Annotated in this window: 6 protein-coding genes; all 6 read right to left on the bottom strand. The window is 69.4% G+C overall.

What is annotated here, in order from left to right; all coding sequences use genetic code 11:
• Positions 1 to 41: 41 nt before the first annotated feature.
• On the bottom strand, positions 42 to 2,252 hold the full coding sequence (paoC, locus tag GCN75_RS26070; RefSeq protein WP_152284954.1) for an aldehyde oxidoreductase molybdenum-binding subunit PaoC: 2,211 nt from the start codon (positions 2,250 to 2,252) through the stop codon (positions 42 to 44).
• 4 nt (positions 2,253 to 2,256) lie between these two features.
• Complete coding sequence (locus GCN75_RS26065) at positions 2,257 to 3,216, bottom strand: FAD binding domain-containing protein (RefSeq protein ID WP_152284953.1); 960 nt, start codon at positions 3,214 to 3,216, stop codon at positions 2,257 to 2,259.
• The gene (gene paoA, locus GCN75_RS26060; RefSeq protein ID WP_152284952.1) at positions 3,213 to 3,872 is read right to left on the bottom strand and encodes an aldehyde dehydrogenase iron-sulfur subunit PaoA; all 660 of its coding nucleotides are present in this window, start codon (positions 3,870 to 3,872) and stop codon (positions 3,213 to 3,215) included. The genes GCN75_RS26065 and paoA overlap by 4 nt, the downstream gene beginning before the upstream one ends.
• 112 nt (positions 3,873 to 3,984) lie before the next feature.
• Positions 3,985 to 4,725, bottom strand: coding sequence for an RNA polymerase sigma factor (locus GCN75_RS26055; RefSeq protein WP_152284951.1), 741 nt, complete (start codon positions 4,723 to 4,725; stop codon positions 3,985 to 3,987).
• Positions 4,722 to 17,366, bottom strand: coding sequence for a filamentous haemagglutinin family protein (locus GCN75_RS26050; RefSeq protein WP_152284950.1), 12,645 nt, complete (start codon positions 17,364 to 17,366; stop codon positions 4,722 to 4,724). Before GCN75_RS26050 ends, GCN75_RS26055 begins: the two co-directional genes overlap by 4 nt.
• Positions 17,367 to 17,510: 144 nt before the next feature.
• Positions 17,511 to 18,205: FecR family protein (locus tag GCN75_RS26045; RefSeq protein ID WP_152284949.1), on the bottom strand; the 695-nt coding region annotated here is incomplete at its 5' end.

Here is an 18,205-nt window from a genome sequence, read left to right as displayed (position 1 = left end):
CCAGCGACCAGGCATGGAACGCGCACTTGTACCTTGCCCGGTCAAGCGCGCGCCATGACCTTCCCATCCAGCCCGCCAATCAGCTTGTCCAGGGTCACCGGATACTCGCGCACCCTCACCCCCGTCGCGTTGTAGACAGCATTCGCGATGGCGGCCGCCACGCCGCAGATGCCCAGCTCGCCTACCCCTTTCGCTTTCATGGGCGAGGACATGGGGTCCGTTTCATCGAGGAAGATGACGTCCTGGTGCGGGATGTCGGCATGCACGGGCACTTCGTAGCCGGCCAGGTCGTGGTTGACGAAGTAGCCGCGGCGCCGGTCCACCACCAGTTCTTCCATCAGGGCCGCACCCACGCCCATGGTCATGGCGCCGATCACCTGGCTGCGCGCCGCTTTCGGGTTGAGGATGCGGCCGGCCGCGCACACGGCCAGCATGCGGCGCACGCGCACTTCGCCCGTGTCGCTGTCCACGCCCACTTCCACGAAATGGGCGCCAAACGTCGATTGCTGGAATTTCTTGTCGAGATCGCCGTACTCCATATGGTCTTCGGCTACCACGTCGCCATGGAAGGCGGCGGCGGCCAGGGGCACGCTGCGTTCGCCCTCGCTCACTTGCCCATCCGAAAAGCGCGCCTGGCTTTCATCAAAGCCCAGCTTGCCCGCGATGGCCTGGCGCAAGCGCACGCACGCCGCATACACGCCGGCCGTGGCACTGTTGCCGCCCCACTGCCCGCCCGAACCGGCCGATACGGGAAAATCCGAGTCGCCCAGGCGCACGACCACCTTGTTCAAGGTCACGCCCAGCATTTCCGCCGCCGTCTGGGCGATGATGGTATAGCTGCCCGTGCCGATATCCGTCATGTCCGTTTCCACCGTGATCACGCCGTTGCCGTCCAGGCGCACCCTGGCCGCGGACTTCATGACCAGGTTGTTGCGGAACGCGGCCGCCACGCCCATGCCCACGAGCCAGCGGCCGTCGCGCCGCGCGCCCGGCTGCGGCTGGCGCGCCTTCCAGCCGAACTCCACAGCCCCCGTGCGCAGGCAGTCGATCAGGCGGCGCTGGGAAAACGGCCTGCCCGGTTTTTCCGGGTCCACTTTCGTGTCGTTCAGGATGCGGAAGACGATGGGGTCCATTTTTAATTTATCCGCCATCTCGTCCATGGCGATTTCCAGCGCCATCAGCCCCGGCGCCTCGCCCGGCGCGCGCATGGCATTACCTTCCGGCAAGTCCAGCACGGCCAGACGCATGGCCGTCATGCGGTTCGGCCCCGCATACAGCAGCCGCGTCTGCATCACGGCCGTTTCCGGCTGGCCCCCTTTCAAGTCGCCGGACCACGATTCATGGCCGATGGCCGTGATCTTGCCGTCGCGCGCGGCGCCGATGCGCACGCGCTGGATGGTGGCGGGACGGTGCGTCGTGTTGTTGAACATCAGGGGCCGCGTCAGGGCTACCTTGACGGGACGCTGCGCCGCGCGCGCGCCCAGCGCCGCCAGCAAGGCTTCCGCGCGCACGAACAGCTTGCCGCCGAAACCGCCGCCGATGTAGGGCGAGACGATGCGCACCTTGTCTTTCGGCACGCCCAAGGTGCGGGCCAGGTCGCCCCGGCCCCAGTCCACCATCTGGTTCGCCGTCCAGACCGTCACCTTGTCGCCGTCCCAGGCGGCAATCGAGGCGTGCGGCTCCATCATGGCGTGCGACTGGTCGGGCGTCGTGTAGCTGGCGTCCAGGCGCACGGGGGCATTCGCATACGCGCCCGCGAAGTTGCCCGTCTTGCTGTCGGGCTTGCCGTCCTTGGGCTTGACCGCCGCACTCCTGGCCTGGGCCAGGTCGAAGGCGCCCGGCTGCGCCACATATTTCACGTCGAGCAACTGCGCGGCCGAACGGGCTTGCTCGAACGTTTCCGCCACCACCAGCGCGATGGCCTGGTGGTAATGCTGGATGTCCGGGCCGCCCAGCAGATTCGCCGTGTTCATCTTGCCTTTTCCCAATTTCCCTGCCGATTCCGCCGTCACCACGGCCAGCACGCCGGGCGCGCGCCGGGCAGCGCCCGTATCGATGGCATCGATGCGCCCCTTGGCAATGGCCGCGCCCACGACGTAGCCATAGGCGGCGTGCGGTGCTGCCTTGTTCTGCTCGTACGCGTACGGCGCCGTGCCCGTGGTTTTCAGGGGGCCGTCGATGCGGTCCGTGGCGCGGCCCACGACTTTCAGCTGGTCGATGGGATTGGTGGTGGCCGGTGTCGTGAATTTCATGGCTTTAGCCCTTCCGTGCGGATGCCTGCGCCATCACGGCCGCAATCGTGCGCTGCGCCAGGATGAGCTTGTAAGCGTTGTCGGCCGTCGGTCTGGCGCCGGCCAGCAGGCGCGCGCTCACGGCGGCAGCGCCGTCGGGCATCGACTGCTCCGCCGCGGCCACTCTCCACGGCTGCGGTGCGACGCCGCCCAGGGCCAGCCTGCCCGTGCCATCCGGCAAGATAATCGCTGCCACGGACACGAGCGCAAACGCATACGAGGCGCGGTCGCGCACCTTGCGGTAGACGTGCGTGCCGGCTACGGGCTGCGGCAAGGTGACGCTGGTGATCAGCTCGCCCGGCTGCAGCACCGTTTCCCGCTGCGGCGTGCTGCCCGGCAAACGGTAAAAGTCCGCGATGGGGATGCTGCGCGTGCTGCCGTCGGCCCGCACCGTGTCGATGGCCGCGTCGAGCACGCGCATGGCCACGGCCATGTCGCTGGGATGCGTGGCGATGCAGGCATCGCTGCCGCCCAGGATGGCCAGCGGCCGGCTGAAGCCGGCGATGGCAGAACAGCCGCTGCCCGGCACGCGCTTGTTGCACGCCTGGTTCGTGTCGTAGAAATACGGGCAGCGCGTGCGCTGCAGCAGGTTGCCGGCCGTCGTCGCCTTGTTGCGCAATTGCGCCGAAGCGCCGGCCAGCAAGGCGCGCGACAGGACTGCGTAGTCGCGCCGTACGGTGGCATGGGCCGCCAGCGCCGTGTTGCGCACGAGGGCGCCGATGCGCAAGCCCCCGTCCTGTGTAGCTTCCACTTTATCCAGGGCCAGGCCATTGACGTCGATCAAATGCGCGGGGGTTTCAATCTCCAGCTTCATCAGGTCGAGCAGATTCGTGCCGCCCGCGATGAAGCGGGCGCCCGGCGTGCGCACGGCGGCGACCGCCGCTTCGGCCGGCGTGGCGGCCTTTTCATAGCTGAACACTCTCATGCCGGCCTCCCCGCCACTTCCGCGATGGCTTCGATGATGTTGGAATACGCGCCGCAGCGGCAAAGATTGCCGCTCATGCGTTCGCGCAATTCTTCCGGCGTCGCCTGCGGCGGCGCGTTCAGGTCGACGCTGACGTGGCTGGGAATGCCCTGGCGGATTTCGCCCAGCGCGGCCACGGCCGAACAGATCTGCCCTGGCGTGCAATAGCCGCACTGGTAGCCGTCATGCGCGATGAAGGCCGCTTGCATGGGATGCAGTCTGTCGGGCGTGCCCAGTCCCTCGATGGTGGTGACCGTGGCGCCATCATGCATCACGGCCAGGGTCAGGCAGGCATTGATGCGCTGGCCGTCCAGCATGACGGTGCAGGCGCCGCACTGGCCGTGGTCGCAGCCCTTCTTGGTTCCCGTCAGGTGCAGGTGTTCGCGCAAGGCGTCGAGCAAGGTGGTGCGCGTGTCGAGTTCCAGGCTGCGGCGCTGGCCGTTGACGTCGAGGCTCACCTGCATCAGGACGGGCGGCGGTGCAACACCGGCCTGGGTGGATGCAGTCACCGCTTCCGCCGCGCCCGCCACGCGGGGCACGGCCACGGCCGTGGCCGACAGCGCGCCGGCAATCAGCAAGCCGCGCCGGCCCGCATTGATGTGATTACACTCTGTCATGTCGCGCTTCCTCCTGGCTGTGGACTGGCTGGGTGGGCGCATGCAGGCCCGAAGTGCCAGTCTGGCAGCAGCAGATGTACGCGTCTGTACGCGAACGAACGCAGAACAGCCGTCAGCCGCCCATGTGCGCCTGTCCTTTGCGCAAGCGCAAACTGCGCCGGGGCGTGCCGACTCCGCCCAGCGCCGCGTAGCCCGTGTGGCGGGCGCAGTGGTCGAGCGCCTGGCGCAGGGCCGTATCGACGTTGCGCAGCGACATGTCGTGCCGCTCGGCCACTTCCTGGCGGGTCAGCTCGTCCACGCGCAGCGCTTCGAGCACTTGCCGGTGGCGCCGCGGCAGCAGTTCGACGGCCTGCGCCAGGCGGCGCACATCGGCCTGCAGCTCGGCCAGGCGTTCCGGCCCCGCCGCCGTATCGGCGAGGAAATCGACCAGGCCGGCGGCGTCATCCCCGTCACGCTCGTCCGCATACAGCCAGGCGCGGTTGCGGCGCAGGCTGTCCACGGCCGCGTTGCAGGCAACGCGGAACACATAGGCGGCGGGGCTGTGCGCCAGCGGCGCGCCATCGCCTGCCGTCCACGCGCCCAGGCGCAGCCAGGCGTCGTGCAGGCTGTCGCTGGCCAGCTCGGCGCAGCCCAGGTGGCGCGTCAGGCGCCGGTGCAGCGCCGCGTAATTGCCTTCCAGCACCGCCTGCAGCCGGGCGCCCTGAGCGGGCAACGATGGCGGCGGGGCCACATCGTTGGCCGCCCGCAGGCGGGGCCGGATGGCGGGCCGGTACCAGGCCATGCCCGCATGGCCGCCAGCACCCGGCATGCGCAAGGGCAAGGCATCGGCCGCCTTCGCCATGCCGGCCATCATGGCGACAACCTGCTGCGCTCTTGCGCCGTCAGCTGGCGCGTGGCCGATTCCGGCAACGTCCCCAGTCCCAGCACGCGCACGGCGCTGCGGGGGTTGTAATCGGCCGCCTCGATGCGCGCGCCTTCCTGCGGGGCCGTTTGCGCGCTGTCGGGCGGCGCCTCGCTGCCAAAGCCCAGCACGCGCACCGTGAACACGGATGGCTGCGCGGAACGGGTGGCGGCGCGCTCGCGCTGCACCACGTCCTGCGCTGCCGCCGTGGCCTGGGAAGCGGCCGCGCTGGCGTTCGTCATGGCCGCCACGTTGACGGACGCCGCCGTCGGCATGCCCTTGGCCTCGCCCTTGACCTGGATGTTGGCCGCATTCATCACCTTCAGCGCGGCCAGGTTGACGTTGCCCGAGACGCGGATACCCGCCTCGCCCGCGTCGATGGTGCCCAGCGGGGCCAGCAAGTCCACGTCGCCGGCCGGCACTTCCGCGATCGGCGCCAGGGTGGCGATGCCGGCACCCGTGCTGGGCACGTCCGACGACAGGGTCACGTTGCCCCAGTTGTCATACACGCGCTTGGGCGGCGTGTAGACGATGGTCGACTTCGAGCCGCGCCCCGCGTTGATGTCGCCCTGCGACGACCAGCCGAGGATGTCGCCGCCAAAGGTCGTCATGATGCGGCTCTGGCCCAGCAGGATGCTGCCGTGCGAGAACAGCTCGATATTGCCGCCGCCCTTGGTGATGATGCCCGAGGTTGCCGGCGGCGCCTCGCCTTCGATGCCGAACACCTGCTTGCCGCCCGGCGTCAGCAGCTGGATGTCGCCGCCGAAGTTCGTGTGCACATAGCCGCTGCGGGGGTAGTAATCCCAGCGCTGCTCGCCGTCATTGCGCACCGCGTACAGACCGCGGTACATGACGATGTCGCCCGCATAGGCAAGCGCCTTGCCATTGGCGTCCGTGGCCGGCGCCAGGGCCGCGATGGCGTTGCGGCTGCGCAGGAAGCTGCCATAGCGCGAGCTGTCCCAGTCGTTGTACTCGCGCCCGCCCGCCTTCAGTTCGGCGAAATACACATTGCGGGCGAACACGCGCTGCTGCGGCTCGGGCAAGGCCAGGTAAAAGGCCAGAACCTCGGCGGCCGTGCCCTTGAAGGCATAGCGTTCACCCAGCCACGCCGCCAGTTCGGCGTCGTACGCTTTCACTACCTTGCCGGCCTGGTCGGCCAGCGGCACGCCCTTCTGCGCCACGTTCGCCGGGTCGAGATACGGCTTGACGAAGCGCAGGTAGTCGAGACCGGCCGCGCCCACGCCCGCCTGCATGGCGATGCCGGCGCCCGGACGCTTGTCGCCCGCCACCACGGGACCGAGGCTGACGACGCTGCCCTTGTCCTGCATCAATATGTTGCGCCCTGCGCTGATGTCCAGCGTGCCGGGACCGGCCACGTTGAAGGAACTGTTCAGGATGTCGCGCCCGGCCGACACCACCGATACGTCAAATGTATTATTGTGCACGAACAGGTTGCTGTAATTGCGGAACGTCATGTCGCCGTCGCCCCTGGCACCCACGGCTTCCAGCTGGGCCGTGCCGCTGCTGACGATATCGCGGCCCGCCTTCATCCACACCGGCTGCGCCCCCTCGTACCAGGTGACGCCCGCCCGCGGGGCATCATCAAACGCGACCATGCGGCCGCTATTCACGCCCATCAGGTCGCCCGTGACGGCATAGATGCGCGCCGCCTGCGTGCCGCTGTTGGCCGGGCCGGCGGCGGAATCGGGGCCGAAGGCGAACAGGGGATAGTTCACTGTCGACGATGGCACGCCCGTGCTCGCGACATTGCCGGCCAAGGGTGTCAGGCTGCCAGGCCTGAGGTTCCACGCCGCGAAGGCGGGCTTGAACGGCGTCGCCATGCTGTCGGCGGCAGCGCCGGACTGGCTGATGGCATAGCCGCCCGCATAGATGGAGTCGCCGGCCAGCCATTGCAGCTGGGCGTTGGGCGACGGCGCCAGCAGCAAAGGCGCGGCATACAGCGATGCGGAGCCCCAGTCCGTGATGGCCTTGCCATAGTACAGGCTGCCATGCGGCGCCGCGACCCGCACGATGGACGGGTAGACGATGGCCAGGTCGGTGGCCGTGTCGATGCCCGCCGTCAGCGGCGTCATGTTGCCGCCGGCGGAGAGCAGGTCGAGCGCCGTGCGCGGCGTCCACAGGCTGAACCAGCTGTAGCCGGCGCCCTGCTCGCCCGACGCGCTGGTATAGGACGAGGTATTGAGCTGCAGGACGCGGCCGGGATCGGCCACGTCCTGCAGCACCTGGTCGCCCAGGGTTGCCACGCTGAAGGTGGCGTCGCCGGGCACCAGGGTCATGCCGCCCCGTGGCGTCGCGCGCGTGGCGCGGAAGGCGTCGAAGGCGCGCGTTTCCAGCGGCACGTGGTCGGTCCCCCAGGTGCCGTACTGCAGCGCAACGGTGCCCAGCTGGCCCGCCGCCACGTCGGCATGGCCGCGCAGGTCGGCCAGCGCGCCATTCAAGTGTCCGTCGCCGGGCTTGCTGGCGGGATTGAGGGCGCCGCCCACGCGCAGGTCCAGGTCGCCGCCGCCCGTCAGTTGCAGGCTGCCATCGGCAAGCACGCGGCCCGTACTGCCTACGGCCAGCAGCAAGCCTTGCGAGCGCACATTGATGTTGCTGTCGTAGATAGCGCCGACCTGCCGCGCCAGCATGCCGGCGTCGCCCGCCACGTCGGCGCGCACATTGCCGCCGCCCAGGGTGCCGAAGCCCGTAAAGCCCAGCACGGTGTCGGCCAGGCCGCTGCGGGCAGCATAGGTGCCGAAATTGATCCACCACGCCGTCGGCTGGGCCGGGCCGCCCGTGGCCACGCCACCGCTGCCCTGGCGCCACAGCCAGTTGCCCACCGCCACCGAACCGCCCAGGCCATCCTTGTTGACGGGACGCCCGTTGCTGGCCGCCGCCGCGCCCACCAGCGAACCGCTCAGATCGCCAGCCACCTGCAGCAGCAGATTGCCGCCCTGGTCCGGATACCAGGCGCGGTAGAGGCTGTCGCTGCCGCCGTCGACGAGGCGCTCATGCGCGCCGTCGGGGTTGGACAGCACCGTGCCGTCCAGCCCGCGCGCGCGCGGCAGGTTGTACGGGTCGCCGGCCGCCGTCGCCACCGACGACATGCCGGCCGTGTACACACCATACAGGCTGTCCATGCGCAAGTTGCCGCCGCTGACCAGGTCCAGGTCGCCCGTGCCCGTGCGCAGCACGCTGTAGCGCAGGCTGGATGCCTTGTAGTCGAACGTGGGCTGCGACGTGCCGCACCAGGTGGGATTCTCCTCGCACATGGTGGGCCAGCCCAGGCCGTCAAGGTCGACCACGTCGCCCGCCTTCACGCTGGGGTCAGCAAACTCTTCCGCGCCCGCCCTGGTCCACACGTATGCCACCTTCAGCACGCACATGCTCGGATCGTTGGCACAAAATACCTCGACAGTCTGGCCGAACTGGCTGGTGAATTCCTCGGTGATGGGCTCGCCCGCCACGATGCCGGGAATGCCTTCGCGCTCGCCCAGCTCCTGCGCTTCCTTGGTCCAGTACTGCACGCCCTTCGGCGGTATCAACACGCCATACATGCCGTAATGGCTGTCGGCCAGGCGCAGGGTGCCGTGCGCGGGATGCGCCTGCACGGCGCGCGTGTCGGCCCCGTCCAGGTCGGCGCCAGCCACCAGGCGCATGCCCCACGCCTGGGAGCCGTCGGCCAGCATGGGCGCGATGGCCCACAACCGGCCCTGGCGGCCCGCCACTTCCGGGCGCAGTTCGATGGCGTCCACGCCCGGCAGCAGCTTGACGTTCGTGCCATTCGGGATCAGCGCGCCGACGGGCAGCACCACCTTGCCGCTGAGGGTGATGACGTTGAGCTCGCCCAGCAAGCCGGGCAAGGCGACGCCTTTCGGCCAGGTCATGGCGCGCACCTTGATCAGCTGCCCAATCACGCTGCCCGCGTCGAGGCGCGTGCCGGATGGCAAGGTTTGTGCCGTGGCCAGCAAGGTGCCCGCCGCGTGGAGGACCTTGCCGGTGCTGTCGCGCACGGCGGCCGCCAGCACCGTGCCGGCCGGCAAGGTGAGCACTTGGTTCAGGACCACGTCCACGGGCAGGCGCGTGTTGGCGCGGACATTGAAGGCCTTGACGGGCACGTCGTAATTGAGCGTGACGCCGCCCGGGAAGATGGTGCCGTCGGCCAGGGTCACGCCCTTGCCCGGCACGATGACGTCGCTGCCGTTGAAGTCGCGCCCCGGCAGCAGTTTCCAGCCGCTGTCGTCCTGGGTGGCAGGCGGCGGCGCGAAGCCGTCATTGATACTGCCGTAGATGCTCAAATCGCCGCCGGCGCGCAGCAGCAGGCTGCCCACCTCGCCCGAACCGCGCACGGTCGTGCGCTGGAAGCGGGGATTGAGGCTGGCGTAGCGCATGCCCGACAGATCCAGGTCGCCCTGCACCACCAGGTCGCCGTCCGCCGTCTTGCTGACGATATCGACGCCGGGACGCACGTGCAGCGCATCGGCATACGCGGCCGTGGCCAGGCCCGCCAGTTTGCCGTTGCGCAAGGCCGTATTCGCCAGCGCCGCGTCGATGAAAGCCGTGCTGTCCCCGTGCTTGCTGTCAAGATACGCCTGGTTGATCACCTGGTAAGGACGGCCGCTGGCCGACAGGTCTTGCACCGGCTGTCCATTGGCGCCCGGCACAATGGCGTAGGCCGCATCGTCGTAGCGCTGCATGGCGTTGACGGCGATGGATTTCGCGCCGCGGATGGTCAAGCCGCCACCGGCGGCGATGGCGATGTCGCCAAAGGTGGCCGCGTCCGCATCCGTGCGCGCGCCGCCGCTGCCCAGGCGCGGCGCATACAATTCCACCGTGCCGCGCGCGGCGCCGTCGTATTCGCCCTTGCCCTTGCCCGCCACGGCGGCAGTGCCATGGCGCACGTCGATCTGCGCGCCGCCGGCCAGGTTCAATACACCCTCGCCCGCATTCAGTTCCACCGTGGCCCGGTTCGGGCTGTCGATGATCTTGCCATAGCTGTCGACGCGCAGGACGGTGCCATGCGCGTCGAGCACGGCGTTGCCGGCCAAGGTGACGCCATGCTTGCCGGCCAGGCGGATGCTGCCCACGCGCTCGCCGCTGGCGTCGATCACACCGGCGACGGTGAGACGGCCATTGTCGACGGCCACCTGCACTTCGCCCGCCTTGACCTCATTGCCTATCGTCAAGTCGCCCCGTTTCAGCTGGAAGCTGCGCCCGCCCGTCACGCCGCCGTCCGTCAGGCGCTGGTTCAGCGAGGCGAACTGGCTGTCCAGGGTGCCGCCCGCGCCCAGGGTCTGCGCGCGCACGTCCACGCTGCCCTGCTTGTAGGGCACCACGGTGCCGCCCGCGTCGTAGCTGCCGCTGGCGCCGCCCAGGATCTTGCCCTGCAAGTCCACCGTGCCGGCCCCGCCGTCGAGCGCCACGGCCTTCAGGCTGCCGGCGCGATTGTTTTCCGCCGACAGGTCGATCACGCTCCCGGCCCCCTGGCGGATGTCGCCGGCACGGCTGTCCAGGATGACGTCGCCGCCCCAGCTGTATTTATCCACGTCAAAGAAGGTGCTCTTGCGGCCCGCCATGTCGATGCGCGCCGCGTCGGCCACGGTGATGTCGTGCTGCGCGCTGACGGTGAGCTTGCCGCTTGGCAGCACCACGGCCGTCGCCACGCTGACGCTGTCGCCGTTCAAGGCCAGCTGGGCGCCCAGCGCGTCATGGTTCTTGACGGGCGCGGCGGGAGCCACGCCGGCCGGCGCCGCCACCGTCAGCGCGCCGCCCGCCGTATAGCTGTGCGTGGAACCGGCGTCGCCCGTCAGCAGCGGCGTGCTGATGTGCAGGTTGCCGCCGCTGTACTGGAAGCCCTTGCCCGTCTCATATGCGCCCTGCGCCTGGTAGACGGACAGGCTGCCCTTGTGGTTGGCCGTGACTTGTCCCGACGCTTTCAGGTTGACCGTGCCAAAACCGAGCGCCAGGCGGTCGAACGAGGCGACACCGGCCGGCTGGGTGAATGGGCCGAAGCCGAAATCGATGCGTTCCGCTTCCAGGTTCAGGGTGCCGCTGCCCGTGCCGGCGCCGTGCGCGATCACGTTGCCGGCCGCCGACACGGCGCCGCCCCAGATCAGGTTGGCCGTGCGGATGGTGGCCGCCGTGCCGGCCCCGCCCTGGCCATACATGGCCGGCGTGGTCAGCACCAGGCGTTCCAGGTTCGATTTGCCGCTCGCCTTGTCGTAGGTGTCGAGCACCACGTCGCCATAGAAATTGACGCTGTCGGCCGCGCTCAGCATCAGCGCCTGCAGGGCGGGCGCGCCCGTGCTGGTATCACCGCGCAGCAGGCGGTCCAGCACGCCCTGGTTCAGGGTCAGGCCGGAGGGACGCGTGCCGCTGGCCTGGGCCGCCGCCAGCGCCTCGTTCGAGCCGATATTGATGGCGCCCACGGCCAGGCTCAGGTTGCGCGTGCCGTAGCGGGCCGTGTCGTGCAGCTGGAAGCTGCCGCTGGTCGACAGCAGCAGGGTACCTTCCGAGTACAGGCTGGCCGTGTCCGTGCACGCCAGCGCGCACATGCCGATGCGGATGCCGCCGCGCGCCGTGCCGCCCACGGGCGCCACGTTGAGCAAGCCGTTCGACGCGGCCAGCATGTGGATGTCCTCCTTGCTCTTGTAGATGAAGCCGTCGTTGGCGTCGTAGGCGGCCTTGCCCTTGCCCAAGGTGCTGATGCCTGCGCCGGCGGCGATATCGATCACGCCGATGCCCAGCTCGGTATTGCTGGGGTCCTGGGCGATCAGGAATACTTCAGGGGCGGACAGCACGGCGCCCGCGCGCAGGTAGATGGCGCGCGCAAAATTGTTGCCGAAATTCACATAATTGCCGCCCTGGCCAAATTCCGTGATCGGCGAGCTGCCCACCACGATGCGCGCCGCGCCGATATTGTTCAGGCTTGAAGCGCGCACGCTGACCTGCCCGGCGCCGCTGGTGCCCGGCGCGCCGTCGCCAAGGATCTCGATGTCGCCAGCGGAAGGACTGCTCGACATCAGCACCACGGTGCCGCCGTAGCCCCCCTCGGCGGCGGCGAACTTGCCCGTGCCGCGGAACTGGAGCGTGTCCGCCCCGCCGCCGGGCGCCATGGTCAGCTTGAGCGTTTTCGCATCGGACGGCAGCAGCGCGCGGGGAATGCCCCGCGTTTGCGCGTCGGCCAGCGCGAAGGCGGCATAGCCCGTTTCGTTGTACTGCGAATACGTGCGCAAGACCTTGGCCGGCGTGAGTATCAGCTGGCTGGCCAGCGGCGCGCGGATGTCCGTGCCCGCGATCGACAGGGTGCCGGGCGCGGCCCAGGAACCGTTGCGCAGCGGCTGCGCCACGCTGCCGGCGCCGCCCTGGCCCGCCAGGCCGTTCAGTTCCACGCGGAAGGCGCCCGGCAACAGGGCGTAGGTGGACGGCATCAGCGTGTAGGTGCCGGCCGCCAGGCCCGGCACGCCGCTGCCTATCGTCACCTGCCGGCCCACGGCCGGGTCGGACGCCGCCTTTTCGCCGCCCGAAGGCGCTTGCGGCGCCTGCACGCCCGGCACGATGGCGTACACGGGGTTGGTGGCCAGGCCCGGCAGCACAAAGCCGCCGTTCGCTCCCACCTGCAACAGCGGATGGTAGCGCGCATCGGTGGAGCCGCCGCGGCCGGCGATGAAGCCGGCGCCCGTCAGTTCGCCGCCGCCGGACAGGTCGAGCAGCGCGCCCGGCTGCACATCCACGGCCACGCCCGCCATTTCCACGCCGATGCGCAAGCCGCCTTGCGAATTGACGCCGCCCACGCCGATGAAGGTGGCCGCCTTGCCATCCACGTTCCAGTTCTGCCCGTCGACGGTGCCGCCATACGGCATGACCATGCCGGCGCCGCTGACGGAGGTGATGCTGTTGGCCAGCAGATTGACCGTCAGGCTCTTGTCATTGTCATAGCGGGCCACGCCGATCTCCAGGCGGCCCAGCGGCGCGCGCACGACGCCGCCCTGCTCGATATGCGCGGCCGCCAGCTCCAGCGAGCCGAAGGCGGAAGACGGCATGGCCGGCACGTCCGCCGTGCTGCGGCCGATGGTCAGGCTGTGCGCCGGATCGTAGCCGAACTTGCCGCCAACGGAACCATAGCCCACGCGCACGGCGGCGCCGGCGCCCGTGGCCGGATACAGCTGGGCCACATTGAGGGTCATGTCGCCGGGCGAGGACAATACCGTCGACGGCTGGTTGCCGTCCCAGCCCAAGGGCGACAGCAGGAAGCGCAGGTCGCCGCGGCTGCTCAGGCGCACGTCGTCAGCCAGGATGTTCACCATACCGCGCACGTCGATCAGGTCGCCCGCAATACTGATCTGGCTGGCAACCGGCGACACCCCCGCGCTGCCTGGCGTCGTATAGAAATCGCGGCCGGCCGGCTTGATGCTGGCCAGGCGCACATACGGCGCCGCGATGCTGATGCGCGCACCGGGCTGGCTGCCGGGCGTGAGCACGGGCGCGCCGTACAGCTGGAAGCTTTGCTGCAGCCGCAGCGCCACGTCGCCGTCGAAGGAGGCGGCGCCCAGCAGGGCCAGGTTGGCGAAACCGCCCGCCTCCACCTGCTCCACGGAAAAACGGCCGTGGCCATACTGCAGCGTTGCCGCGGCGTCCTGCGCGCTCACGTGCGCGGCCAGGTCGCTGGCGCCCTGGCGCTGCGTCATGGCCAGCTGGCGGCCCTGCAGCACCTTGGGCGTGGCCAGCACTTTCAGGTATTCGGGCGTGCCCGTGGCCACGGACAGGGTGCCGCCCGCCGCGCCCGCGCCGCCCGCCCTGGCCTGCAGCTGGCCATCGAGATACAAGCCATTGTTCGACGCCAGCGCGATGCTGCCGCCCGCGCTGGCCACGTCGATGGCGTCGCCATTGACGTCGAGCACGGCATGCGCGCCGGACGCGTCGAGCACGGCGCCGTCGCGCACGACGACGAACAGGCTGGCCGCCGACGTGCTGCCCTGCGCATGGTCGATCTCGCCGCCGACGACGATGCTGCCGCCATCGACCACCTTGCCGTAGCGCCGGCCCTGCGCATCCGTGGCGCTGACGGCGCGCGCGGCCACGTCCAGCACGGCATGTTCGCCGATCCAGATGGAGCGGCCATGCCCGGCCGCTTCCACCGCCTCGGACACCGCCCCGTTGACGCCCACGCCGCCCAGGCTGATCTTGCCGCCCCACGCGTTCAGGCGCCCGTCCACCGTCAGCTGGCCCACGCTGGACAGCTTGATGGACTGGCCCGCATCGACGCTGACCACGGCATTCTTGCCCACCAGCAATTCGGCGATGGCCATGTCGGCCGCGCCGGACTGGATATCGCCCACCTGCAGGGCCAGGCTGGCGCCCTTGCGCTGCGTCAAGGTGCCCTTCAGCGGATTTTCCGTGACCTGTTCCGGCGTCCACAGGGCCAGTTTTTCATTGTCCACCACGCGCAATACCGGCATGCGCACATCCACCTGCGCGCCGTCCGCTACCGTCACGCCCTGCTTGCCGACCAGGCTGTAGCTGGAAAAGCCCTTGTCGAAGAAGTCGCCGTCCAGCTGCAGGCTGCCCGCGCCGGATTTTTCAACGTTGCCGATCATGATCTTGTTGGCCTGCAATTCCAGCTTGCCGCCGCCCGCCACGCCGTGGCCGCGCACTTGCGCGCCCTCGCCCAGCACCAGGTCGGCCGTCGCGCCATAGCTGGCCAGGGTGACGTTGCCGCCCTTGCCGCCCTGCTGTTTCGCCTGCGCCAGGATGGCGGCGCCCGAACTCGCGTCGATCAGGCTGCCATTGCCGATGCGCACGTCGCCATATGTGCGCAGCGAAACGCTGCCGCCGTTCACGTAAGGCAGGCCGGCGGCGGCCAGCGGATCGCGCAGCACATTGCTGAACAAGCCGCTGGCATCGAGCGTGACGCCGTCGGCCAGCACCAGCGTGCCTGGGGGCACGCCCGGATTGACGAAGGTATCGAGCATGCCCAGCGCACCGATCTGGTTCAGCACGTTGCCGGCCGCGATGCTGCCGCCACGGCTGCGCAGGCTGGCATTGATGGCCACGTCCTTGCCGAACAGGGTGATATTGCCGCCATCGGCCACCTGCAGCGCGCTATCGACGGTGATCGCGCCCTTGGCGGCGATGCGCAGGGCGCCCAATTGCTGATTATTCAGCAAGGTGGTGTCGAGCAGCAGCTTGCCCTCGCGCTCAGTGGACAGCACGCCTGTCACGTCGAGGCCGGCGGCGATGCCGTCCTGCACGCGCGTCAGGCGCACCTCGTCCATGACGGCCGACAGCGCATGCTGCAGCACGCCCGTGCGCTTGTCGAACATGGGCTGATACTGGCCCACGACCAGCTGCCCCCGCTGCGCGGCCGCCAGCTGCGACTGCTGGTAACCGTCCAGCAGCGCTTGCGGCGCCTGCGCCTGGCGCTCGCCCTGGAAGACGTCGCCCGCGATGCCCCCTTCCAGCACGGCCGATCCCGTGGCCACCACCAGCTTGCCCGCGTCGCGGCCCACCGTGTAGCCGTTTTCCAGGCGCTTTTGCGCGGCGATCAATGGATTGGCGTAAAAGGCGCTGGCATCCTTGCCCCAGCGCGCGTGCTCTTCCTCGTAACCCTTGTACACGCCCGCATACGCAAGGTCCGCGGGCGCGCTGCCTGCCTCATACAGCTTGCCGTCCGCGCCTTTCAGCCAGGTCTGGCGCAGCGCGCCCGTCTGCACGTCCAGGGTGCCGCCCGACAGGTTGATGCTGGAGCCAAGCTGCGTGACGACATCCTTGCCGCCGAAGCTGACCGTGCCGCCCTGCGCCATCCATTCGCTGACGGAGTGGCCCTGCGTGCCCAGGTAGCCGGCCACTTCCAGCAAGCCGCCGGCCGTGTACCAGCGGTCGCTGTCGTAGCCGTTCGTGCCTTTCGGTACGAACACGAGCTTGCGGCGGTCCACCCAGATATTGTTATTGATCAAGGCCTTGCCGTCGCGGTTGACGGGCGCATCGCGCTGCTCGTTGCCCTGCACGTTGATTTCGACATTGTTCGCTTCCATCGCCACCTTCACGCCCACGGCGCCGGAGACGTCGAGCTGCGCGCCGTCGCGCAGCAGGCTGCGGCTGGCCGCGTTGACGGCGATCTGGCCGCCCGTGGCCAGGGTCAAGGAATCGCCCATGAATTCCACCGTGCCGGCGCTGCCGATCTCGATGCGCGACTGGTCGCGGCGGTCGTTGACGGCGAGGATGTTTTCCGTGGACGTCACGGCCGGGCCGCGCATGGCGTCGCGCTGGCTGTCGAGCGCCGTCGTCTTGCCGTCGTCCTCGACGAGAATGGCCGTGGTGGCGCCCCGTCCCACGGTGACGGCCGCGTCGCTGCCCAGCGCGTTCAGGTGGATGGTGCCGCGCGTGGCCGTGGTGGTGGACGCCAGCAGCACGCCGTCCTGCTGCACCGTGCGCCCGGCCAGGGTGACGTCGCCTTCGCGCGCCTGGATCAGGCCCGTGTTGACCACCTTGCCCGCTGTGCTGCCGGCCGCGAACTGGGGCGTGACTTCGCTGCCGCGCGTGGTCGACAGGGGGTTGCCATCCGTGCCCACGCCTTTCTTGATGGCGAAACTGTCGCCGGCGGCCAGCAGGGCCTGGCCTTTCGGCGTGCTGATCTCGCCCCCGTTGTGGACTTCCTGGCCCAGCAGCATCACGTAGCCGCCCCCTTCCGTGCTGCCCTTGGGCGCATTGCTGGCCAGGCGCGCGCCCGCCTGCACCTGCACCTTGCCGGCCGCATCCGTCAACGTCGTGGCGCCAGCCGTGCCGGCGCTGTAGATGCCGTTTTTCTGGAATTGCGCATCGCTGATGCGGGCCGCGGCCGCCACCAGGCTGCGCGTGTCGACCTGGCTCGTGCCCGTAAACACGATGCCGTTGCGGTTGACCAGCAGCACCGTGCCGTCGGCCTTGATCTGGCCCTGGATCTGGCTGGGACGGGCTTGCGGATCGTTGACCCGGTTCAGCACGGCCCAATCCTTTTGCTGCTGGAACGTCAAGGTCGTGTCCTTGCCGACGTTAAACGTTTCCCAGTTCAGGATGGCCTTGTCCGCCGTCTGCTGCACCACCACGGCCGTCTTGCCCGCCGCTACCGTCTGCACGGGGGCCTGGGCATTGAGCCAGCCGGCCGTCAGGCTGTTGGTGTCGACCTGCAAGCCGCCCTGCGCCAGGCCGTTTGGCGCACTGGCGCCGCCCGCGGCAGCCTGGCGCGCCTGCGCCTGGGCCGCTTGCTGGGCGGCGATGGCGCGCGCAGCCAAGTTCAGGTTGTTGAGCGAGCGCTGCAACTGCGCATTTGCCTGCTGTTGCTGGCCCTCGGGCCGGCTGCCCAGCGGCAGCGGCTGGCCATTCGGCAGCCGGCCCGAGGTGGCCGCCGTATTCTGCGCCGCGCCCTTGGCCGCGAACCAGCTGCCGCTGAACGCCTGCTGCGCGCGCGCGGGCGTGGCAAAAGCGCCCGCCATCAGCATGGTGGTCAGCGCGTAAGCGAGCGGCGTGAGCCGCAAGCGGCTGCCCAGCGTGGAGGACCGCTGCGCGCCCGTGTCGACGTTTGGGACTGGGCGCTGGGCAGTGTGAAGCTTGGTCATGGCAATGGTTTCCTGGCTAGAGAGAAGGGAACGGAGCCTGGCGGTAGCGCAAGCGTCCATGCCTCCATGACGTAGCTGGACGGCGGAAGGGATAATGTTTTTTGAAAAATATTTTTATCTGCCCTGCCGCAGGGCAAACGGATATCAGCTGAGCAGCACGATGCCGCCAGGCAGGCTGGTCATTTGCGCGCCATACAGGTCGCGTATCATCGCCAGCGCGCCATCGGTTTGCCCGATGGAAAAACGCATGCGCACGAGGCGGCGACCCAGCTCGGCATTGCGCAGCAGCACGCGGCCAGGCCGGTAGCGGTTAATTTCATCGACCACCTCGGACAGCGGCTTGCCGACGAACGACAGCGCGCCCGTGCGCCACGCGCTGGCCTCGCCCGCAGCCGCGGCCGTGACGGCTTGCGCGGCCCCGTCGTCGTACACCAGTTGCTGCCCCGCATCGAGGGTCTGGCGCCGCTGCTGCCAGACCACGTCCACGGCGCCCGCCAGGCAGGTGACGCAGACGGCATCGCCCGTGTGGCGTATATTGAAGCGGGCCGACTGCGCCAGCAAGCGCCCTGCCCCCGCCGCCACCGTCACGGGCTGGCGCGCGCCGCTGGCGAGGATTTCCGCTTCGCCGCCCAGCAGTTCGATCGATTCCGGCGCCAGCACATTGATGCGCGTCTGCGTATTCATCTGCACCGTCATCTGCTGCGACAGGGCCACTTGCCGCTGTTCACCCGTGCCCGTGCGGTAGTCGGCGCGCAATTCCTGCAGCGATGGCCAGGCGCCCAGCGGCGGACGCAAGGCCAGCACGGCCACGCCGGCCGCCAGCGCGCCGACTACCGCAC

Source organism: Janthinobacterium violaceinigrum, assembly GCF_009208555.1.
Lineage (GTDB): Bacteria > Pseudomonadota > Gammaproteobacteria > Burkholderiales > Burkholderiaceae_D > Janthinobacterium > Janthinobacterium violaceinigrum.
The sequence above is the reverse complement of the archived record's forward strand: the minus strand, read 5'-3'. Positions and strand labels throughout refer to the sequence as shown.

What these genes read in the sequence shown, in the direction of transcription:
- paoC (WP_152284954.1), bottom strand. Translation starts at nt 2,252, where the DNA reads ATGAAATTCACGACACCGGCCACCACCAATCCCATCGACCAGCTGAAA.
- GCN75_RS26065 (WP_152284953.1), bottom strand. Translation starts at nt 3,216, where the DNA reads ATGAGAGTGTTCAGCTATGAAAAGGCCGCCACGCCGGCCGAAGCGGCG.
- paoA (WP_152284952.1), bottom strand. Translation starts at nt 3,872, where the DNA reads ATGACAGAGTGTAATCACATCAATGCGGGCCGGCGCGGCTTGCTGATT.
- GCN75_RS26055 (WP_152284951.1), bottom strand. Translation starts at nt 4,725, where the DNA reads ATGATGGCCGGCATGGCGAAGGCGGCCGATGCCTTGCCCTTGCGCATG.
- GCN75_RS26050 (WP_152284950.1), bottom strand. Translation starts at nt 17,366, where the DNA reads ATGACCAAGCTTCACACTGCCCAGCGCCCAGTCCCAAACGTCGACACG.